The following is a 19,916-nucleotide window of genomic DNA, read 5'->3' as shown; positions in this document are numbered from 1 at the left end:
GTCACTCAAGACTGGGCCCGCCATGAAACGCTATGAAAAATTCGCCGACGACATCGCTGAACTGATCCGCTCCGGCATGCTGGGGCCCGGCCAGCGCGTGCCCTCGGTGCGTTATGCCAGCCAGACCTACGGCGTCAGCCCGTCCACCGTGTTCCAGGCCTATTACCTGCTGGAGCGACGCGGCCTGATCCGCGCCCGGCCGCGCTCGGGCTACTTCGTCAACACCCATGCGCCGAGCCCGTTTTCCGAACCGGCCATCAGCCCCCAGGTGCACGAATCCACCGAAGTGGACGTCAGCGAACTGGTGTTTTCGGTGCTGGACTCGATCAAGGACCCGGCCACCGTACCGTTCGGCTCGGCATTCCCCAGCCCGCTGCTGTTTCCGTTGCAACGCTTGTCGCGCTCGCTGTCCAGCGCCACACGGGACATGGACCCACGGGTAGTGGTCACGGACATGTCGCCAGGTAATCCACAATTGCGTCGCCAGATCGCCTTGCGCTACATGGTGGGCGGGTTGATGCTGCCCATGGAAGAACTGCTGGTCACCAATGGTGCCCTGGAAGCCTTGAACCTGTGCCTGCAAGCCGTGACCGAACCGGGCGACCTGGTGGCGATCGAGGCGCCGGCGTTCTACGCCTGCCTGCAAGTGCTGGAACGACTCAAGCTCAAGGCCGTGGAAATTCCCGTCCACCCCCGCGACGGCATCGACCTGGAGGTGTTGGAACAGACCCTCGAACGCCATCCGATCAAGGCCTGCTGGTGCATGACCAGTTTTCAGAACCCCATAGGCGCGACCATGCCCGAGGCAAGGAAAAAGGGCCTGGTGGAACTGTTGCGCCGCCACCAGGTGCCGTTGATCGAAGATGACGTGTACGCCGAGCTCTATTACGGCCAGCAGGCCCCCAAGCCCGCCAAGGCGTTCGATACCGAAGGGTTGGTGATGCATTGCGGTTCGTTCGCCAAGAGCCTGGCCCCGGGCTATCGCATCGGCTGGGTCGCCGCCGGGCGCTATGCGCAGAAAATCGAACGGCTCAAACTCATGACCTCGCTGTGCGCCTCGATGCCGGCCCAGGCCGCCATCGCCGACTACCTGCAACACGGCGGCTACGACCGTCACCTGCGCAAACTGCGCTACGCCCTGGAAGAACAGCAAAGCGCGATGCTCGCCGCCATCGCCCGCTACTTCCCCGCCCAGACCCGCGTCAGCCAGCCAGCGGGCGGTTACTTCCTGTGGCTGGAACTGCCGGAGCAGATGGATTCGCTGAAACTGTTCCAGATGGCCCTGGCCCAAGGCATCAGCATCGCCCCGGGGCCGATCTTCTCACCGACCCGGCGTTTCAGGAATTGCATTCGCTTGAATTACGGCAGCCCCTGGACCGAGTCCTCGGAAAAAGCCATGGAGACGTTGGGGCGGATTATTCGCTCATTCCAAAGCAGGCAAGACCATTGAGAACGACCTGTCAGCTCTGACAGTAGCAGGCTTGTGGGGAACGACTTAGCGTAGAGATCGCCAACCGAATGAGCGCCACGGGTTGGCAACAATCTATCCTAAGGAGAAGATCATGAACTATTTTCACGATTTCGAAAACAACGACCCGGATGGCTGGAGATTTATCCAGAGTCCCGGAAGCATCGTCACAGAAGCGGGCGGTAATCATTACCTCACTGGCAATGAGTATGTGACTGATTACGGCATACGGAAAATCTTCAATGAGCCCTTCGTGGACAAAAGTCCAGTCACGATAAAATTCAAAATCAAAATCCCAAAGACCGTAACTCTGAATTACTTAAGCTGTGGTTTCATGAATAACCTCACGAGTTTGGCTGTTCCGAAGAGCGATGACCAATGGCATTCGTGCGAAGCAGTCCTATCCCCTCCCCCAAGCTCAGAACTTCCTATGATTCGGATATGGACGTACGCTGAAAATCCTGCACATGGATTAGGGTTCGATGATATTGAAATCATCCAGCGCCAATAACCGATGGAAGTGAAGGGATTGTCCAGCCGTGCCAATGATTTACGGATGCGGACCTCATCGCGAGCAAGCTCGCTCCCACATTGGAACGCTGCCTACTGTGGGAGCGAGCTTGCTCGCGATGGGGCCAGACCAGACAACCCGGGGCTCAGCGCCCACCGCCCAGGTCCACGAATGTCCCGGTGGCGTAGGAAGCCTTATCCGACAGCAGCCAGATAATCGCCTCGGCGACTTCATCCGGACGCCCGCCGCGGGCCATGGGGATTGCTGACTCCAGCTTGCTGACCCGATCCGGGTCGCCGCTCAGGGCATGGAAGTCGGTGTAGATGTAACCCGGGCGAACCGCGTTGACGCGAATGCCTTCGCCGGCCACTTCCTTGGACAGGCCGACGGTGAAGGTATCCAGCGCGCCCTTGGAGGCCGCGTAGTCGACATATTCCGCCGGTGCCCCCAGGCGCGCGGCCACCGACGAGACGTTGACGATGCTGCCGCCCTGCCCGCCATGCCTGGGCGACATGCGCAGCACCGCGTGCTTGGCGCAGAGAATCGGGCCCAGCACGTTAGTCTTCAGGATCTTGAGGATGCGGAATTCGGACATTTCATCGAGCCGGGACTTCTGCGCCACCGTGCCGGCGTTGTTCACCAGGGCGGTGACACGGCCGAGCTCGGCATCCACCCGGTTGAACAGGGCGATCACTTCGTCCTCGATGCTCACATCGGCGCGCACGGCAATCGCCTGTGCGCCCTTGGCCCGGACCTGTTCGAGCACCTCTTGCGCGGCGCTTTCATCGGACTGGTAGTTGATGCAGATCCGATAGCCCAACTCGGCGGCCAACAGCGCCGTGGCCGCCCCGATTCCGCGGCCGCCACCGGTGATGACGATGACTTTATCCACGCTTGTTTCTCCCATTCCACGGATAGACGTCCGGCCCAAGGATAGCGTTCACGTTACGCTTTGCACAAACCGCTGCGCCTACCGGGCCAAGGCGCGTAGATCCAGGCGGCCGTCCAACAACGGTGGGCACCAGTAATAGCCGCCGGTGATCGGTCGGCTCATGCGGTACAGGCCGTCGGTGATGCCGTCTTCCAGGCCACTCATGCGCCGCAATTGGGCCTCGAAGGCATCGAGGGAGAAACCGAACGCCAGGAACATCAGCCCTGCACGGTCGCCTTCGATCCAGGGCATGGACCGACGGACCACGAATGCCTCGGGGGCAAAGCTTTCCTGGGCGGTGCGCTTGACGTGGGCCGATTCCGGCGCGTCGTCGATTTCTTCGTTGTCGCTCAGGCGCCGGCCCATGATGTTGTCGCGCTCATGGGGCTGCATCGCCGCGAAACCGTCCAGGTCGTGTTGCCACTGCTGGATCGCGGCGAAACTGCCACCGCGCACCCCGTCGGCGCCCTGAGCCAGGGCGGCGGCGATGGCCGCTTCGTCGTGGGGGTTTTCGGTGCCGTCTTCATAGCCGGTCAGGTCATGGCCGGTCATGTGGCGGAAAGTTTCGTTCATCTGCACCAGGCGCAGCGCCGGGGCCAATGCCGCTTCGATGGCGCGGCTGCGGTGCATCAGCTCGCCGCGGTCTTCACCGTGCAGCCAGCACCACAGGGCATGTTGGGTCGAGGGGTTGTCTACACCTACGCCGGCCAACGCCGGAAAAGCCCGCAGGCCAACGACCTGGGCACCCAGCGCCTGGACCAGCGATTCGCCAAAGCCGATCACGGCCCGGCCATCGAGCAACAACAGGAGTTTATCTAGCGCAGCCGGCAATGCCTCGACCGATTCCAGGGCAAAAAACAAATGACGGGCCTGAGGCGGAACAGGGGTGGCGAGAATGCCGGGCTGGTAGTAACTCATGTGAACTCCTTTAGAAAGAGCCGCGAGTTTACCCGGCGGCTGCCGCTTTGTGTGGTTTGGCTTGAGGTCCGGTCGCGTCGGGCACCCCGACCGTTTTGTGGGAAGGTTCCCGTGACCCCGTCAGACGACTCAGAAACATCTCTCCGGACCGATAGCCTCGGATTGCCGGGCCGCCAAAAACGCCCTAGATTGAGCCCCCTCCAGGAAGGCCAACGAGAACGCTGCACCATGCCAATTGCCAGATCGATACTCGCCGGGATTTTTTTCCTGGTCTGCGGGACGCCCGTAAGCTTTGCCCAGGAACGCATTGAAGACACGGTCAATGCCGTCATCCAGCCCTTGATGAAACAACAGGACATCGCCGGCATGGCCGTGGCGATCACCTACAACGGTCAACGCCATTATTTCAACTACGGCGTGGCCTCCAAGGACACGAAAAAGCCGGTCACCGACCAGACCCTTTTCGAAATCGGCTCGGTCAGCAAGACCTTCACCGCCACCCTCGGCGCCTATGCCCAGGCCCAGGGCAAACTGTCCCTGACGGATCCGGCCAGTCGCTTTGCGCCGGAGCTGCGCGGAAGCGCCTTGGAGGGCATCCGCCTGCTCGACCTTGCCACCTACACCGCCGGCGGCCTGCCATTGCAGTTTCCCGACGAGGCGGATCATCCGGACCGGATGTTCAGTTACTACAAGAGCTGGAAACCGCTCTACCCGGCCGGCACCCAGCGGCTCTACTCAAACCCGAGCATCGGCCTGTTCGGCTATCTGGCGGCCCGCAGCCTGGGCCAGCCATTTGACGAGGTGATGGAGCGCACGCTGATGCCAGGGTTGGGCCTCAAGCACAGCTACGTGCGGGTGCCGCAGGATCAGATGGGCCGATACGCCCAAGGCTATGCAAAGGACGGCAAGCCTGTGCGAGTCGGCGCCGGCGCATTGGATTCCGAAGCCTACGGGGTCAAGATCAGTTCAACGGACCTGATTCGTTTCGTCGAGGCCAACCTGCGACCTGAAAAACTGGACACGGACCTGAAGCAAGCCATCGCTACGACGCATACGGGTTTCTACAAGGTGGGCGGGATGAATCAAGGGCTGGGCTGGGAGTTCTACCCCGCCCCGTTCACCTTGGACGACCTGCTCGCTGGCAACACACCGCAGATGGCCCTGGCCCCACAAAAAGCCGAATCTCTCGACCCGCCCCGTCCGGCGCCGGACGGCGCCTGGATCAACAAGACCGGATCCACCAACGGTTTCGGCGCGTACGCAGCGTTCGTGCCCGGGAAAGACATGGGGATCGTCATGCTTGCCAACAGGAACTACCCGATCGAGGAACGGGTGAAGGCGGCGCACCGGATCCTGATGGCGATGGATGGCCAATAGAAGGACCATGAGCCCCTGTGACTAGGAAGCGTCAATCATCCAGTTGCTTCGGTGCCGCCGCCGGCTTGGTTGCCTTGCCAGGCTTGGTGCCTTTCGCATCCTTGGCCGGTGCGGGCTCCGGAGCGGGAGGTGGCGCCGGGGGCGTCGCTTCTTTTTCCGCGGCGGGGAGTTTATCGACGGTGTCGAAGAGGTCTTTCAATTCGATCGCCCCGGAATGCTCAAGCTTCTTTTCCCCGTCCTTGCCCACCAGGATGATCTTGGTCTGGGCTCCGGCGCCCAGCTTGAGGGAGCGGATCAGCGCCATGGTGCTTTGCGGGTCCAGGTCCTTGCCATCGCGCTGCCCAATGGTATTGAGCACGGTGTAGAGCACCATGTTGCGCTCGGAAAACCCCTGCTTGCCCGCCGGTTCATCCAAGGCCTTTTTCAGGCTGACCCAGGCCGGGTCGACCGTACTCGGCGCGATGACGATCAGGGGACGTGCCCTGCCTGCATCTGCCACCAAGGGTGAGTCGCCATCGGCAGCGAACAGGGGGCCGGCGATGGCCAGCAAGGTAGCGAAGGTCAACGACCGAATGAGCATGCGCCTCTCCTTTTGATATTTACGCTGTACTGATTGCACAGGGCGGCGATTGTTCCGCGAGAGTCGCTCAATACTGCGCCTGCCTGCCTTGAAGCTTAGGCCAGGGGGATCATTGCGCAACCGTGAGGAGCGTTCGGCGCGAGAGTTGGAACGGGGACCACTGTGGGAGCGAGCTTGCTCGCGATAGCGGCATGACAGTCAACACCGAAGTCGACGGTTCGATCGCTATCGCGAGCAAGCTCGCTCCCACATTGAATCGGGGTGATCGTTCTAGAACGCCAGCTTGAACCCGATCATCGCCAGCATCACCGCCAGGCAGGGACGCAACAGCTCGTCGGAGATACGCCCCGACAAATGACTGCCCAGGTAGATCCCCGGCAACGAACCGACCAGCAGGAAACCCAGGATGTGCCAGTCCATGTTGCCCATGCTCGCATGGCCCAGGCCAGCGACCAGGGTCAGCGGCACGGCGTGGGCGATCTCGGTGCCCACCAGGCGCTTGGTCACCAGGAACGGGTAGAGGATGAACAGCGCGACGGTGCCCAGGGCGCCGGCGCCAATGGACGTCAACGCGACCATCGTCCCCAGCACGAGACCGGTGATGACCGTCAGCACATTGAGACGCGTGCCAGAGGGGTTGTAGTGACCGCCGGCGCGGTCGTGGGCGAATTGCAGCAGACGCTTCTTGAACAGGATTGCCAGGGCGGTGGCGAACAACACGAAGCCCAAGGCTTGCTTGATCACCGCGTTCATGGCGTCGGGCGAGCTGTGCAGGCTGCTGAGGAACCACAAGGTCAAGCCGACCGCCGGCACGCTGCCCAACGTCAACCAGCCGGTGATGGCCCAGTCGATGTTGCGGTTCTTGGCATGGACCAACACGCCGCCAGACTTGGTAATGGCCGCATACAGCAGGTCCGTACCCACCGCCGTCGCCGGGTTGATACCAAACCACAACAGGATCGGGGTCATCAGCGAACCACCACCGACGCCGGTCATTCCAACGATGAAGCCGACCACCAGGCCCGCAACGACTAAACCGACATTACCGAAATCCATTAAACCCGTCTCAACACGACCGCATGAAAAATCTGGCCGCGAGCATAGCGATTTTTCTTATAACTCCCTATATCGATATGATCTATCTTTATTCCCTTTTCGCCTCTGATCATTGAACCGGCAGGAAGTTGAGGAACAGCAGGCTCTGGGCATAATTCAAACCGATACGCCGGTAGCGCTCGTCGAGCATCTGGGTCAGCAGATCCAAACGGGCGACAATTTTCCCGAACTCGACGGCGAAACTCAGGTTGCTGCCCTCCTCCGAAATCTCATTGGAAAACAGCATCGGCTTGCCGTCCTTGTTCTGTCGCTGGCTAAGCAGCCAGGTGGCTTTTTCGATGTTGCGCGCCGCATTGCTGACAAAACGCGGATCGATGGTGTCGGTCATGTAGAACTCGAGGCGATTGCCATGAGCGGTGACCAGCATGCTGCCGATGGCATAGATGAACGCCCCGACCCGATCACCGAGAAACTCCGGGCTCATGGCGTAGCTCAGGGCGGCCAGGTCCTTCTTGCCACCCAGGGTCGGCAAGGGTTGTTGCTGCTCGATGGCCATGCGCACCTGTTTTTCCGCGGTGCGGGCGTCAAGAAAGCCGGATTTGCGCAGTTCCTCGGGGTTGCGCAGGTAAAGCTTGCTCATCAGCAGGTAGAGGCTTTGCAGGTTGTCGTGCATGGCCAGCGTCGCCATGCGGTCGACACTGGTCTGCAAGAACTCCTGGGGCTTGGCATTGCTGAACTGGGTGACCATGTCCTGCCCCTGTTGATGGCTGCAGCCACCGCTGAACAGCATCGCCACACCGAGCAACCCTGCCATGCAGGCACCGCGCAACCTCGTCACAGAAGAAAAAACACCGGCCATCGAGTCTCAATCTGGGCAGGGGAAGCGACGGGGGTCGCCGCTTCCAGGCCATGGATAGAGCGGAAAAAATCGCAAAAGTGCAGTGCCCGGAGAAATCCTCGACCTTTGGCGAAGCCTTTTTTTGCCTAATTAGTCTTACTTTTTAATTGATAAATCTTCATTTATGGCTATAAATCCCTTTCCAGCCCTCAAATAGAAAGACTACTAGAGACAAAAGCCTTCATCGCTGTCCGACCAGTAACGGACTCGACCCGCGTTAAAACAACAACAAAACAACAGGAAGGAAGGTCACCATGTTTGAATCAAAACAACTGCTCACGGCCCTCGGAGTGTCTCTGATGATCGCCACCTCGGCTTCCCAGGCTGCCGGCCTGACCAATGAACGCGGTGCGTTCGGCAAGACCGACGACGGCACGGCGGTGGAAAAATTCGTACTGCGCAACAGTCATGGCATGGAAGCCACGGTCATCACCTATGGCGGCATCCTCCAGTCATTGAGCGTGCCGGACAAAAACGGCAAGGTCGCCGATATCGTGCTCGGTTTCGACGATGTGCAGGGTTACCAGAAGAATGGCAGCGTGTATTTCGGCGCGACCATCGGCCGTTTCGGCAATCGCCTGGCCGACGGGGCTTTCGAGCTGGACGGCAAGCGTTACCAAGTGCCGCAGAACGACCATGGCAATTCCTTGCACGGCGGGCCGCAAGGGTTCGATAAGCGTGTCTGGAAGGCCCAACCCCATAATGCCAAGGACTCGGTGGGCGTCACCCTGACCTACCTGTCACCCGATGGCGAGATGGGCTTTCCCGGTGCGCTGAAAACCGACGTCACCTACAGCCTCAACGAACAGAACGAGTTGCGCATCGAGTACAAGGCCACCACCGACAAGCCCACGGTGCTGAACCTGACCAACCACAGCTATTTCAACCTGGCCGGCGCGGGTAACGGCGACATACTCGAGCAGGTCGCGACCCTGCACGCGGCCCACTACACGCCGGTCACCGGTAAACTCATTCCCACCGGCGAGCTGGCCCCGGTGGCCGGTACACCGATGGATTTCACCCAACCCACCGCCATCGGCACCCATATCAAGGCTGATCACCCACAGCTCAAGTTCGCCGAACCGAAACAGGGCGGCTTCGACTTCAACTGGGCACTGGACGCCAAGGGCGATGTGAAAAAACTGGCCGCCGAGGTGTATGACACGGAGTCCGGACGACGCCTGCAGCTGTACACCACCGAGCCTGGCGTGCAGTTCTACACCAGCAACTTCCTCGATGGCACCGTCAAGGGCAAGCAAGGCAAGGTCTATCCGCATTGGGGCGCGTTCACCCTGGAAACCCAGCACTACCCCGACTCGCCAAACCAGCCGAACTTCCCTTCGACGCGGCTTGATCCGGGCCAGACCTACACCCAGACCATGGTATTGAAATTCTCCGCGAAGTAACTCTCCGCCGAATCGTTCCCATGCTCTTGTGGGAGCGAGCTTGCTCGCGATAGCGGTGTGTCTGCGTGTGATGCTGCTGGATGGGCCGACGCCTTCGCGAGCAAGCTCGCTCCCACGGGTTGGTGTTGAGTTCGGATGCTGCGGGCTCGCGCAGAGCATGGGAACGATCCATGCGGGAACACTTGGTCTATCCTGCTGCCACATGTCAAAGCAAAAAACAGGAGATAGACATGAGGACGCTGGAATTGGCGGGTGTGTCCGTACCGGTAATCGGCCAAGGCACTTGGCACATGGGTGAGGAACCGTCCCATCACAAGAAAGAAGTAGCGGCCCTGCGGTTGGGGATCGAACTGGGCATGACCCTGATCGACACGGCCGAGATGTATGCCGAAGGCGGTGCCGAGACCGTCGTTGGCGAAGCGATCACCGGCCTGCGCGACCAGGTGTTCCTGGTGAGCAAGGTCTATCCTCACAACGCCAGTCGCAAAGGCATCCCCCTGGCCTGCGAACGCAGTTTGCGCCGGCTCGACACCGATTACATCGACCTTTATCTGTTGCACTGGCGCGGGCAGTACCCCTTGGCAGAAACCGTCGAAGCGTTCGAACGCCTGCGCGAAGAAGGCAAGATCGGCCATTGGGGTGTGTCGAACTTTGACGTCGATGACCTCGAGGAGCTGGCCTCGCCGGCCTGCGCCACCAACCAAGTGCTGTACAACCTGCAGGAACGCGGCATCGAATTCGACCTGCTGCCCTGGTGCCAGCAACGGCGCATGCCGATCATGGTTTACTGCCCGGTCGGCCAGGGCGGGCACCTGCTCAAGGATCACACCCTGGGAAAAATCGCCGAACGCCATCGGGCAACACCCGCGCAGATCGCACTGGCCTGGTTGCTGCGCCAGGACAATGTGATCGCCATCCCCAAGGCTGTAAAACCTGAACATGTGCGCCTGAATGCCGAAGCGGCGAACCTCAGGCTCGAGCCTCAGGACCTGGCCGCCCTGGACCTGATATTTCCCCAGCCCCAGAGCAAGCAGCGGTTGGCGATGGTTTAATCCTCGCGCAAAACGCTTGTTGTGGCGAGGGAGCTCGCTCCCGCTCGATCGCGAAGCGATCGCAAAAGGGGCCACTGCGCAGCCCAGCGGGAGCAAGCTCCCTCGCCACAAAGGCAGCCAGCCAATAACAGGACCTCCGTCAGAACAACCCCATCTGCCCCCCCACCAACGTCGAAAAATCATCATCCACAAACGGCAGGATCGCATCCGCCACCGGCTGCAGTTGTTTGGTCACGTAGTGGTCGTAATCGATTGGCGCACTGCGAATTTCCAGCGGCTCGGGGCCGGCGACAGTGATGACGTAGCTGATCCAGCCGCCATTCTGGTATTGCCGCGGACGGCCCTGGCGCTGGTTGAACTCATCGGCCAGCCGCGCGGCCCGCACGTGAGGTGGGACGTTGCGCTCGTAATCTTCCAGCGGCCGTCGCAGGCGCTTGCGGTAGACCAGCCGATCGTCGAATGCACCGGCCAGGGTTTGCTGTACATAATCGCGCACATACTCCTGGTAGGGCTGGCGGTGGAAGATCCGCCCGTACAACTCTTGCTGAAACTGCCGGGCCAGCGGCGACCAGTCGGTACGCACGGTTTCCAGGCCTTTGTAGACGATTTCATCGCTGCCGTCGGCGCGGGTCACCAGCCCGGCGTAGCGTTTCTTGCTGCCCTCCTCGGCCCCCCGGATGGTCGGCATCAGAAAGCGCGTGAAGTGCGTTTCGAACTGCAGCTCCAGCGCGCTCTCCAACCCGAACTCGGCACGCACCTGCTCGCGCCACCATTGGTTGACGTGTGCCACCAACTCGCGACCGATCCTGGCCGCTTCCTCCTGACCATGGGCACGACGCAACCAGACGAACGTGGAGTCGGTATCGCCATAGATCACCACATGGCCCTGGGCTTCGATCAACTGGCGGGTACGCTGCATGATCTGATGGCCGCGCAGGGTGATGGACGAGGCCAGGCGCGGATCGAAGAAGCGACAACCACTGGAGCCGAGCACGCCATAAAAGGCGTTCATGATGATTTTCAACGCTTGGGACAGCGGCGCATTGTGTTCGCGCTTGGCGGTTTCCCGGCCTTCGGAGACCCGCGCGACGATGGCCGGCAGGCAATGTCGAGAACGGGAGAAGCGTGCCCCGCGAAAACCCGGCACCGACTCGCGGTCATCCGGGTGACGCAGCCCTTCGATCAAGCCCACCGGGTCGATCAGGAAGGTGCGGATGATCGACGGATACAGGCTCTTGTAGTCCAGCACCAGCACCGACTCGTAGAGCCCCGGCTGGGAATCCATGACAAAACCACCCGGGCTGGCCTCGGGCGGACGCTGGCCGAGATTGGGGGCAACAAAACCCTGGCGGTGCATCAGCGGCATGTACAGGTGCGTGAACGCCGCCACCGAACCGCCGCTGCGGTCCGCTGGCAGGCCGGTGACGCTGGCCCGCTCCAGCAGGAACTTGAGCAGCTCGGTCTTGGCGAAGATCCGCGTCACCAGCTCGCAGTCCTTGAGGTTGTAGCGGGCCAGGGCCGGCTTGTCCTCGGCGAACATGCGATTGATCTCGTCCATGCGCTGGTACGGGTTGTCGATGGACTTGCCCTCCCCCAGCAGCGTCTGGGCGACGTTTTCCAGGCTGAACGACGGGAAGCTCCAGGTCGCCGAGCGCAGGGACTCGATCCCGTCGATGATCAGCCGACCGGCCGCCGAGGCGAAAAAGTGGTTGTTGCGCGCGCCGTGCTCGCGCCATTGCATTTCTTCGCCACCGCGCCCCAGGCGCAACGGCACCGCCAGCCGCCGGGCATGTTCATGCAGCACCCGCAGGTCGAATTGCACCAGGTTCCAGCCAATGATCGCGTCGGGGTCGAAACGGGCGAACCAGTCGTTGAGTTTCTTCAGCAGCAGCGTGCGCGATTCGCAGTATTCCAGCTGGAAATCCACGCCGCTATCGTCGCCATTAGGTGGCCCGAGCATATAGACCTGGCGCTCGCCGCAGCCTTCCAGGGCAATGGAATACAAATCGCCCTGGGCGGTGGTTTCGATGTCCAGGGACACCAGGCGCAACGATGGACGGTAGTCGGGCGCCGGTTTCATCTGGGCATCCACCAGCAGGCCGTCGGCGGCCGGCGTACCGCCGAACCACACCGGGGCGGTGATGAAGCGCTCCATCAGGTAGCGCTCCGGCGGTCGGATGTCCGCTTCGAACACCTCCACACCTGCGCGGCGCAAGGTGCCGTCCAGGCGCATCAGTTGGGCGTGTTGCTGGCAATACAGGCCCAGCACCGGGCGATGCTCGAAATCCAGCAGGTCCAGGGGACGTAGCTCTACCTCCTTCTCCCCTTGCAGCAAGGCTTCGAGCTGGCCGCGCTGGATCTGTGGCACGAAGGCCACCGACGTCTGCACCGGCAGGCGCACGCGCCGGGGACCGGCATCGGTCGCCAGCCAGAGCTCGACTTCGGTGCCGGCCGGGGTGTCGCGCCAATGCCGGGTCAGGACGAAGCCCTGCTGTAAATCCACCGCTGAAACCTCGAATTTTACGTAGGCGACGATTCTACCTGTGGCGAGGGGATTTATCCCCGCTGGGCTGCGAAGCAGTCCTAAAACCTGCCAGCGCGGTGTGTCAGGTCGATGTCATCAGCTTATTGGGGCTGCTGCGCAGCCCTACGGGGATAAATCCCCTCGCCACAACAGCGCCCGCCCACGGGATGGGTGGTAATTTCCCGGGCAATGACGTTTTTTGACGATTGGCCGCCGCTTTACCGCTTGCTCTGCGCCGTTGGGTCTACGATGCTTTAACAACCAGCAAAAACAACACCCCCGACCCGAGGCTTCCCCATGAAAACCGTCGCGCAGTTGCTCCGGCTAAAAGACGATAAGAACCAGCAAGTGCACACCATCTCACCGGACGACATGGTATTGCAGGCCCTGATGCGCATGGCCGAGAAGAACGTCGGCGCCTTGCTGGTGGTGAAGGACGAAAAAGTGCTGGGGATCATCAGCGAACGCGACTATGCACGCAAAATGGTCCTGCACGGTCGATCATCCGTGGGCACGAAAGTGAGCGACATCATGGTATCCCCCGTGATCACCATCGACCCGCACCAGAATGTCGAGACCTGCCTGAGCATCATGACCGACAAGCACTTGCGACATTTGCCGGTGGTGGAAGACGGCAAGCTCGTCGGGCTGCTGTCCATTGGCGACCTGGTCAAGGAAGCCATCGCCGAACAGGCCGACCTGATCCGACAACTGGAGCAATACATTCGCGGCGAATGATCCTTTCCATCGGGTTGCTCATTTCCAACACACTTCTATATTGAAGGGGTTGTTCCTGCGAGCATCCCGATGGCCGCCACCGACCGACTGATCATTTGTGAACATTGCGATGCGGTGTACGAGCCGGTTGTGCTCGCCCCGCATCAAAAGGCCACGTGCGTGCGCTGCCACGCGGTGATCCAGCGCTACAACGGCCTGACCGTCGAACAGCGCCTGGCCTTGAGCGTGACGGCCGCGGTGCTGTGGGCGTTCGCCAACCTCTACCCGGTGATGAGCATCCGTCTCCAGGGCCTGAGCAACAGCGCGACGTTGTGGGACTCCATCGTGGCGCTGAGCCAGGGCCCCATCACCTTCATCGCCCTGGTGACAGCGGTGGCGATCATCGTTGCACCGGCCTTCCAACTGGCGCTGCTGCTCTGGGTACTGGGCCATGCCTACCTCCAGCGGCGGGCGCCAGGGTTCAGCCTGTGCATGCGCAGCCTGGAAACCCTGCGGCCCTGGAGCATGCTGGAGGTGTGCCTGCTGGGCGCGCTGGTGGCGGTGATCAAGCTCGCCGGCCTGCTGGATGTGCTCCCGGGTATCGGCCTGTTCGCCCTGGCGGCCTTGAGCCTGCTGATGATCCGTATTGCCGGGCGCGATGTCCGCGACCTGTGGGACAACCCATGAACGGCCAGCCGCGGGACACCCCGCCAGAGGCCCGCGACCTGGACCTGTGCCTGTGCCACAGTTGCGGCCTGGCCTGCGACATGGCCGACGGCCCCCAGACCTGCCCGCGTTGCGACGCCGCCCTGCACCGCCGCAAACCCGACGCCATCACCCGCACCTGGGCCTACATGCTCGCGGCGCTGGTGTTCTATATCCCGGCCAACCTGCTGCCGGTGATGAACACCCAGATGCTCGGCGAAGGCGCCGACAGCACCATCATCAGCGGTGTCATCGAATTCTGGCAAAGCGGCGCCTGGGACATCGCGCTGATTATCTTCATCGCCAGCATCGCGGTACCCGGCATCAAGTTCGTGGTACTGACCCTGCTGCTGGTGACCGTACAACGACGCAGTACCTGGGCCCAGGTCCAGCGGGCGAAGCTGTACCGGCTGGTGGAAGTCATCGGCTATTGGTCGATGCTCGATGTGCTGGTGGTGGCCCTGGTGGCCGCCCTGGTCAAGTTCCAGGCACTGAGCGATATCGAGCCACGACCGGGTATCCTGTTCTTCGGCCTCGTGGTGCTGTTCACCATGCTGTCGGCCATGAGTTTCGACCCCCGGCTGATCTGGGACACTCAACCATCCGAGGAGGTCCTGGATGAAGTCGCAAGCCACTGACGGGCAACAACCCGTCCCCGGCCGGGCCCACGTCACCACCCGCCGCTGGACGGTGTCGCTGGTATGGATCGTGCCGATCATCGCGGTGCTGGTGGGTGTTTCCCTGGTGGTCCACAACTGGCTGCAGCAAGGCCCGACCATCACCATCACCTTCAAGACAGGCCAGGGCCTGACCGCCAACAAGACCCAGGTGAAATACCGCAACGTGGTCATCGGCCAGGTCACCGACGTGCAACTGAGCCAGGACCAGAAGAACGTCACCGCCACGGTCAAGCTCGCCAAGACCGCCGACACCTTCACGCACGAAGATTCGGTGTTCTGGGTCGTGCGGCCGCGCATCGGGGCCGGCGGGATCTCGGGGATCGACACGCTGCTGTCCGGTGATTTCATCGGTGCCGACGCCGGCCAGTCGAAAGTACGCGCCAAATCCTTCACAGGGCTGGAGAACCCGCCGCCGATCACGTATGGCGAACCGGGCAAGCGCTTCACCCTGCACGCCCAGGACCTCGGTTCGCTGGACATCGGCTCGCCGGTGTACCTGCGCAAGATCCCGGTGGGCCAGGTGGTGTCCTACGCCTTGGACGCCGACGGCAAAGGCGTCAACATCGACGTGTTCATCAACGCGCCCAACGATGTGTATGTCACCGAAAACACCCGGTTCTGGAACGTCAGCGGCGTGGACGTGAACGTCGGCGCCAATGGTTTCGCCGTCAAGACCGAATCGCTCTCGGCTCTGCTGCTGGGCGGCATCGCGTTCCGGGCACCGGAGTACAGCCCCAACGACACCGCCGCCAGCGAAGACAAGACCTTCGAACTGTTTGCCGACCAGCAGAGCGCCCTCGCCCCGCCCGATGGCAAGGGCCAATACCTGGCCTTGCGTTTCGACCAGGCCCTGCGCGGGTTGCGCGTCGGTGCGCCGGTAGAGTTCCTCGGCGTGGAGGTCGGCAGGGTGGTGGCCATCAACCTCGATTTCGATGAGAAGCAACGCAGCTTTCCGGTCAACGTCGGCGTGGTGATCTACCCTCAGCGCCTGGGAAAGGCCCATGAAAAACTGCTCAAGTCGCTCAACCACGATCCTGAAGACGAAGCCGCCGGTGCCCGTCTGATTGGCAGCTTCGTCGAGCGCGGCCTGCGTGCCCAGGCCCGTAGCGGCAACCTGCTGACCGGGCAGTTGTACATTTCGCTGGACTTCTACCCCAAGGCCGAAAAAGTGGCCTTCGACCCCAGCGTCCGCCCCGTGCGTATCCCGACCCTCCCGGGCAGCCTCCAGCAATTGCAGGAACAACTGCAGACGATGGTCGAGCGAATCAACAAGCTGCCCCTGGAGAGTATCGCCGGCAACCTGGATGGCAATCTGGTGGAGCTGCGCAAAGGCCTGGCCCAGTTCAACAGCAAGACCCTGCCAGGCGTGCAACACACCTTGCAAGACGTCAGCAAGACCCTGCAATCGGCCAACTCGACCCTGGCCGAAGATTCACCGCAGCGCGAGCAACTGACCCAGACCCTGGACGACCTGGGGCGCATGTCGCGCTCGCTGCGCGAGCTGTCGGACTACCTGAACCGCCATCCCGAGTCGCTGCTTCGCGGTCGTCCCAAAGACGCACCGGCACAGAACCTCACATTGCCGGTGAAAGAATGAGTACAGGAGCCCGTCCCATGCCACTGACGCTGAAATTCACCCTGGTCGCCGTGGCACTGCTGCTCGGTGCCTGTCGCAGCGATCCGATTCATTACCACACCCTGAGCCCGGCTCAGCCGAAAGGCCCGTCACGCGCCGGCGTGGACATCCGGATCGAACAGGTGAGCGTCCCACCCCAGGTGGATCGCACCCAAATGGTCATTCGCCAGGGCAACAGCGGGTTGGCGATCCTGGAAACCGAATGGTGGGGCGCCAGCCTGGCAGATGAACTGCACAGCACCTTGGACGAACAACTGAACAACCCTGGCGCGCCGAAATCATCGCTGCGGGTGGACGTGCAGCGCTTTGACTCGATCCCCGGCCGCTATGCCCGCATGGACGTGCAATGGCGCCTGCGCAACCTGGGTGGCGATACCCGCCCCCTCAGCTGTCGCAGCAGCCTGCAAACGCCGGCGGGGGCCAGTATCGACGAATTGGTGACGGCGCATCAGCAGAACGTCCAGCAATTTATCGACCTGGTTGAGCAGGCGGCTGTACGCAAGGCGTGTCCTTGACCTGCAGGCGCTGCCGAAGGCGGCGATCTCGAGAATTCAAGGGTCAGGGAAAGATCGCAGCCTCGCTTCGCTCGGCAGCGCCTACGAAGGCCAATGCAACGACAGTATCGGTGCGACGCGCGGATGGTGGTCGATGCGCTCCAACAATCCGTAGAACGCCGGACGGGCGTTGAGCATTGCCTCCCGCGTGTTTCTCCACTTCGTGATCACGGCCGCCAGGATATCCATCGCCCCCGGCTCGGCACCGCCAAGGAAAGGTTGGGCCGGAAACTGATCGGCAAACAGCGCCCAGTTGCGGTACAGCCGTTGCTGGGTGCCCGCTACCAAGCGCTGCCGAGTCGCTTCATCCGCATCGTCCAGCCAGCGTTCCGGAAAATCGATGATGCCGATGGGCGTGTAGCAATTGGCTGCGATATAGACCAGCCCCCGTATGGCTTGCGCACGCTGGGTGGGGTCATCAGGGAGCAGCTTCGAGGCCGGAAAGGTCAGCCCGAGGTGAATCAGGATCGCCGCCGCTTCGGTCAGCACCGAGCCGTCCGGCAACTGCAAGGTCGGGACCTGCTTCTGAGGGTTGAGTGCCTCGAGCGCTTTTGCGGCATCGCTGTCCTGGGTCGAATAGGCATCGACCCGCCGATACGCCACATCACAAAGATCCAGGGCAATCTCCACCGCCGCGGAGCCGGATTGCCTGTGACCGAATAACTGATACATGACCTTGCCTCCTGCCTGTGGGTTACCCGGTAGAGCCCACAAACCTGGCGGTGTTCCACCCGGAGGACGACGCGCACGTTGTGGCTCAGCTTCGCTGGATCAACCGACATCGATGGGACTGACGAGCTATCACTGCCGTCAATGTTCACCATCATGCCAATGAAGTTCTCTTGATGATCGCCCGGGACAACAATGGCCCCACACAAACCACTGCACCCCCGGAGCACACCATCATGAAACGCCAAGTCATCCTCAGCCTCGCTTTCTCCGTACTGGCCGCCAACGTATTTGCCGCCACCTCGCAACCCGTCGTCGCCGAAGGCGGTTCTGATCGCCTGATCGAGAATCGCGTCGCTGAAGGCGGTGCCGATCGCCTGCTGGAACGCCGCGTCGCCGAAGGTGGCTCCGATCGTCTGATCGAAAACCGCGTCGCTGAAGGCGGTGCCGATCGCCTGCTGGAACGCCGCGTCGCCGAAGGTGGCTCCGATCGCCTGATCGAGAACCGCGTCGCTGAAGGCGGTGCCGATCGTCTGCTGGAACGCCGCGTCGCCGAAGGTGGCGCCGATCGTCTGATCGAAAACCGCGTCGCTGAAGGCGGTGCCGATCGCCTGCTGGAACGCCGCGTCGCCGAAGGTGGCTCCGATCGCCTGATCGAGAACCGCGTCGCTGAAGATGGCTCTGATCGCCTGCTGGAACGCCGCGTTGCCGAAGGTGGCGCCGATCGTCTGATCGAAAACCGCGCATGAGTTGCTTGACCGCAATGCCTGGAAATATCGCAAGTCATGTGCAACACACCCCGTGGCGAGGGAGCTTGCTCCCGCTCGGGCGCGCAGCGGCCGCAACCTTCACGCAGCCACTGCGCAGTTCACCCGACACACCGTTGCCGAACACTCCCAAACCAAGCCCATCACAATAAAAGCCCGGCCTCATCCGCCGGGCTTTTTCATGCCTCAACGCCTGGCTAGCGCCCCGCCGCCCGCGCCATGCAGCGCTGATAACGCTCATCCACCCGCTTGGCAAACCACGCCGTGGTCAGCTTGCGCGTGATTTTCGGGCTCTTGAGCACGATCCCCGGCAATACCGCCCGCGGCAACGGCTTGCCCTCGGCCCGCTCAGCCAGTTCGAACACACGCCTGTAGAGCTTGCTGTCCTCGAACGCCAGGCTGTCGCCCTGCTCCAATTGATCGCGAATGGTCGGGTTGCGCATTCCCAACGACTTGCCCAGCGTGCGTACCGCCAGCTCCGTGCTGCCCGGCATGATTGAATCATGGGCAACCAGATCGCCATCCAGCGCCAGGGAAATGCCCGACGCGACACTCACCGCATGCTGGAAAGCCGCGTTGCGACTGGCGTACCAGCCGGCATTGAAATCGGCGAAACGATACAACGGCTCGGTATAGTTCACCGGATAGCCCAGCAAATGCGCGATACCGAAATACATCCCGCCACGGCGACTGAACACTTCGCGACGAATCGAGCCATCCACCGTGTAGGGATAATCCCGCGCATGGGCCTGGGCAAACGCGATACTGACCTGCATCGGCCCACCCGTGTGCACCGGATTGAAACCGCCGAACAGCGTCTTGCCCAGCGGCACCATGCCGATGAAATCATCGAAAATCCCGCTCAGCTCTTTCTCGCTACGGGCCGCGTCGAGCCGATCGCTGTAGCTTTTGCCATTGGGCGAACGCACCTGGAGCGCGCCGCTGACCAACAGCTCCGGAATGTGCACCTTCGCCGCACGGCGGTTGATCTCCTGACGCGCGATCTTGCCCAGCCCCGGCACCGGCGGGTCGGCCTGGAACGTCGACTCCTGCTCGGTCACCGCCAGGACCGCGCAGATATTCTGCGCCGTGGACGGAATCTGCTGGGCCGCAAAGGCCACGTGGATGTCTGTCGCCCAGCCTTCACGGTCCGCCGTCTTGGCCGGCAACAACTGCACGATCTGCTTCTTGACCTCAGCGGGCGGGCGCTCGGGCTCCTGCAACTGACGGCTGCCGCAACCGGCCAGGGCCAGCAACGCCACGAGGCTGATCATCAATAGGTTGAATTGCATGGTGCTCCATCGCGTCCGTTATTCCGGAGCAACCATACGATCAAAAGTGGATGCGGGCCATGCCCAATGTGGGAGCGAGCTTGCTCGCGATGACGGCGGCACAGGCACCCTCGATGCAAGCTGATCCACCGCTATCGCGAGCAAGCTCGCTCCCACAGGAGAATGGCGGTGTACC

19 protein-coding genes are annotated in these 19,916 nt (G+C 61.9%); 11 read left to right on the top strand and 8 right to left on the bottom strand.

Features of this window, described 5'->3' with window-relative positions:
• The first annotated feature begins 22 nt into the window (after nt 1–22).
• Together mapR and BLO80_RS06330 are read left to right on the top strand one after the other, a co-directional pair.
• The gene (gene mapR, locus BLO80_RS06335) at nt 23–1,450 is read left to right on the top strand and encodes a GntR family transcriptional regulator MpaR (protein ID WP_092327339.1); all 1,428 of its coding nucleotides are present in this window, start codon (nt 23–25) and stop codon (nt 1,448–1,450) included.
• Between the two features lie 112 nt (nt 1,451–1,562).
• Nucleotides 1,563–1,979 carry a hypothetical protein gene (locus BLO80_RS06330; RefSeq protein WP_092327337.1) on the top strand — a complete coding sequence of 139 codons (417 nt, stop codon included), beginning with the start codon at nt 1,563–1,565 and terminating at the stop codon, nt 1,977–1,979.
• Between the two features lie 145 nt (nt 1,980–2,124).
• On the opposite strand, the gene BLO80_RS06325 is transcribed toward BLO80_RS06330, so the two are convergent.
• The gene (locus tag BLO80_RS06325) at nt 2,125–2,871 is read right to left on the bottom strand and encodes an SDR family oxidoreductase (RefSeq protein ID WP_092327336.1); all 747 of its coding nucleotides are present in this window, start codon (nt 2,869–2,871) and stop codon (nt 2,125–2,127) included.
• 78 nt (nt 2,872–2,949) lie between these two features.
• On the bottom strand, nt 2,950–3,828 hold the full coding sequence (locus BLO80_RS06320; protein WP_092327335.1) for a Dyp-type peroxidase: 879 nt from the start codon (nt 3,826–3,828) through the stop codon (nt 2,950–2,952).
• 228 nt (nt 3,829–4,056) lie between these two features.
• On the opposite strand from BLO80_RS06320, the gene ampC reads away from it, so the two are divergent.
• Nucleotides 4,057–5,205, top strand: a complete 1,149-nt coding sequence (gene ampC / locus BLO80_RS06315; RefSeq protein ID WP_092327333.1) for a class C beta-lactamase — start codon at nt 4,057–4,059, stop codon at nt 5,203–5,205.
• A 31-nt stretch (nt 5,206–5,236) separates the two neighbouring features.
• Here ampC and BLO80_RS06310 read toward each other — a convergent pair whose 3' ends face one another.
• The 3 genes from BLO80_RS06310 to BLO80_RS06300 all read right to left on the bottom strand — a co-directional run bounded on the left by BLO80_RS06310 (nt 5,237) and on the right by BLO80_RS06300 (nt 7,700).
• The gene (locus tag BLO80_RS06310) at nt 5,237–5,785 is read right to left on the bottom strand and encodes a DUF4174 domain-containing protein (protein WP_092327332.1); all 549 of its coding nucleotides are present in this window, start codon (nt 5,783–5,785) and stop codon (nt 5,237–5,239) included.
• 270 nt (nt 5,786–6,055) lie between these two features.
• Nucleotides 6,056–6,841 (bottom strand): sulfite exporter TauE/SafE family protein, encoded by a 786-nt coding sequence (locus BLO80_RS06305; protein WP_092255262.1) that lies wholly within the window; start codon nt 6,839–6,841, stop codon nt 6,056–6,058.
• A gap of 109 nt (nt 6,842–6,950) precedes the next feature.
• Nucleotides 6,951–7,700, bottom strand: a complete 750-nt coding sequence (locus tag BLO80_RS06300) for a hypothetical protein (protein WP_092327330.1) — start codon at nt 7,698–7,700, stop codon at nt 6,951–6,953.
• Nucleotides 7,701–7,993: 293 nt separating this feature from the next.
• Between BLO80_RS06300 and BLO80_RS06295 the strand changes: the two genes are divergently transcribed.
• Both BLO80_RS06295 and BLO80_RS06290 read left to right on the top strand, forming a co-directional pair.
• Nucleotides 7,994–9,145 (top strand): aldose epimerase family protein, encoded by a 1,152-nt coding sequence (locus BLO80_RS06295; protein ID WP_092327329.1) that lies wholly within the window; start codon nt 7,994–7,996, stop codon nt 9,143–9,145.
• Between the two features lie 230 nt (nt 9,146–9,375).
• Nucleotides 9,376–10,197, top strand: a complete 822-nt coding sequence (locus BLO80_RS06290) for an aldo/keto reductase (protein ID WP_092327327.1) — start codon at nt 9,376–9,378, stop codon at nt 10,195–10,197.
• A 139-nt stretch (nt 10,198–10,336) separates the two neighbouring features.
• Here BLO80_RS06290 and BLO80_RS06285 read toward each other — a convergent pair whose 3' ends face one another.
• Entirely contained in the window at nt 10,337–12,700 is a 2,364-nt protein-coding gene (locus BLO80_RS06285) for a DNA polymerase II (protein ID WP_092327326.1), read from the bottom strand.
• 318 nt (nt 12,701–13,018) lie between these two features.
• On the opposite strand from BLO80_RS06285, the gene BLO80_RS06280 reads away from it, so the two are divergent.
• From BLO80_RS06280 to BLO80_RS06260, 5 genes are all read left to right on the top strand, one after another.
• Nucleotides 13,019–13,459 (top strand): CBS domain-containing protein, encoded by a 441-nt coding sequence (locus BLO80_RS06280; RefSeq protein WP_060738251.1) that lies wholly within the window; start codon nt 13,019–13,021, stop codon nt 13,457–13,459.
• Between the two features lie 69 nt (nt 13,460–13,528).
• Nucleotides 13,529–14,125, top strand: a complete 597-nt coding sequence (locus tag BLO80_RS06275; protein WP_092327324.1) for a paraquat-inducible protein A — start codon at nt 13,529–13,531, stop codon at nt 14,123–14,125.
• Nucleotides 14,122–14,781 (top strand): paraquat-inducible protein A, encoded by a 660-nt coding sequence (locus tag BLO80_RS06270; RefSeq protein ID WP_092327322.1) that lies wholly within the window; start codon nt 14,122–14,124, stop codon nt 14,779–14,781. Before BLO80_RS06275 ends, BLO80_RS06270 begins: the two co-directional genes overlap by 4 nt.
• Entirely contained in the window at nt 14,762–16,420 is a 1,659-nt protein-coding gene (locus BLO80_RS06265; protein ID WP_092327321.1) for a PqiB family protein, read from the top strand. Before BLO80_RS06270 ends, BLO80_RS06265 begins: the two co-directional genes overlap by 20 nt.
• Nucleotides 16,421–16,437: 17 nt before the next feature.
• Entirely contained in the window at nt 16,438–16,974 is a 537-nt protein-coding gene (locus BLO80_RS06260) for a PqiC family protein (RefSeq protein ID WP_092327319.1), read from the top strand.
• A gap of 81 nt (nt 16,975–17,055) precedes the next feature.
• On the opposite strand, the gene BLO80_RS06255 is transcribed toward BLO80_RS06260, so the two are convergent.
• Nucleotides 17,056–17,685, bottom strand: a complete 630-nt coding sequence (locus BLO80_RS06255) for a glutathione S-transferase family protein (protein ID WP_092327318.1) — start codon at nt 17,683–17,685, stop codon at nt 17,056–17,058.
• 233 nt (nt 17,686–17,918) lie between these two features.
• On the opposite strand from BLO80_RS06255, the gene BLO80_RS06250 reads away from it, so the two are divergent.
• Nucleotides 17,919–18,431 carry a phage infection protein gene (locus BLO80_RS06250; protein ID WP_092340876.1) on the top strand — a complete coding sequence of 171 codons (513 nt, stop codon included), beginning with the start codon at nt 17,919–17,921 and terminating at the stop codon, nt 18,429–18,431.
• A gap of 215 nt (nt 18,432–18,646) precedes the next feature.
• Here BLO80_RS06250 and BLO80_RS06245 read toward each other — a convergent pair whose 3' ends face one another.
• Nucleotides 18,647–19,741: a DUF1615 domain-containing protein gene (locus BLO80_RS06245; protein WP_092327316.1), complete on the bottom strand. Its 1,095-nt coding sequence runs from the start codon at nt 19,739–19,741 to the stop codon at nt 18,647–18,649.
• Between the last annotated feature and the right edge of the window lie 175 nt (nt 19,742–19,916).

This window comes from Pseudomonas sp. NFACC56-3, assembly GCF_900100025.1.
GTDB classification, from domain to species: Bacteria; Pseudomonadota; Gammaproteobacteria; order Pseudomonadales; family Pseudomonadaceae; genus Aquipseudomonas; species Aquipseudomonas fluorescens_AA.
This window is presented reverse-complemented; position numbering and strand designations above follow the sequence as displayed.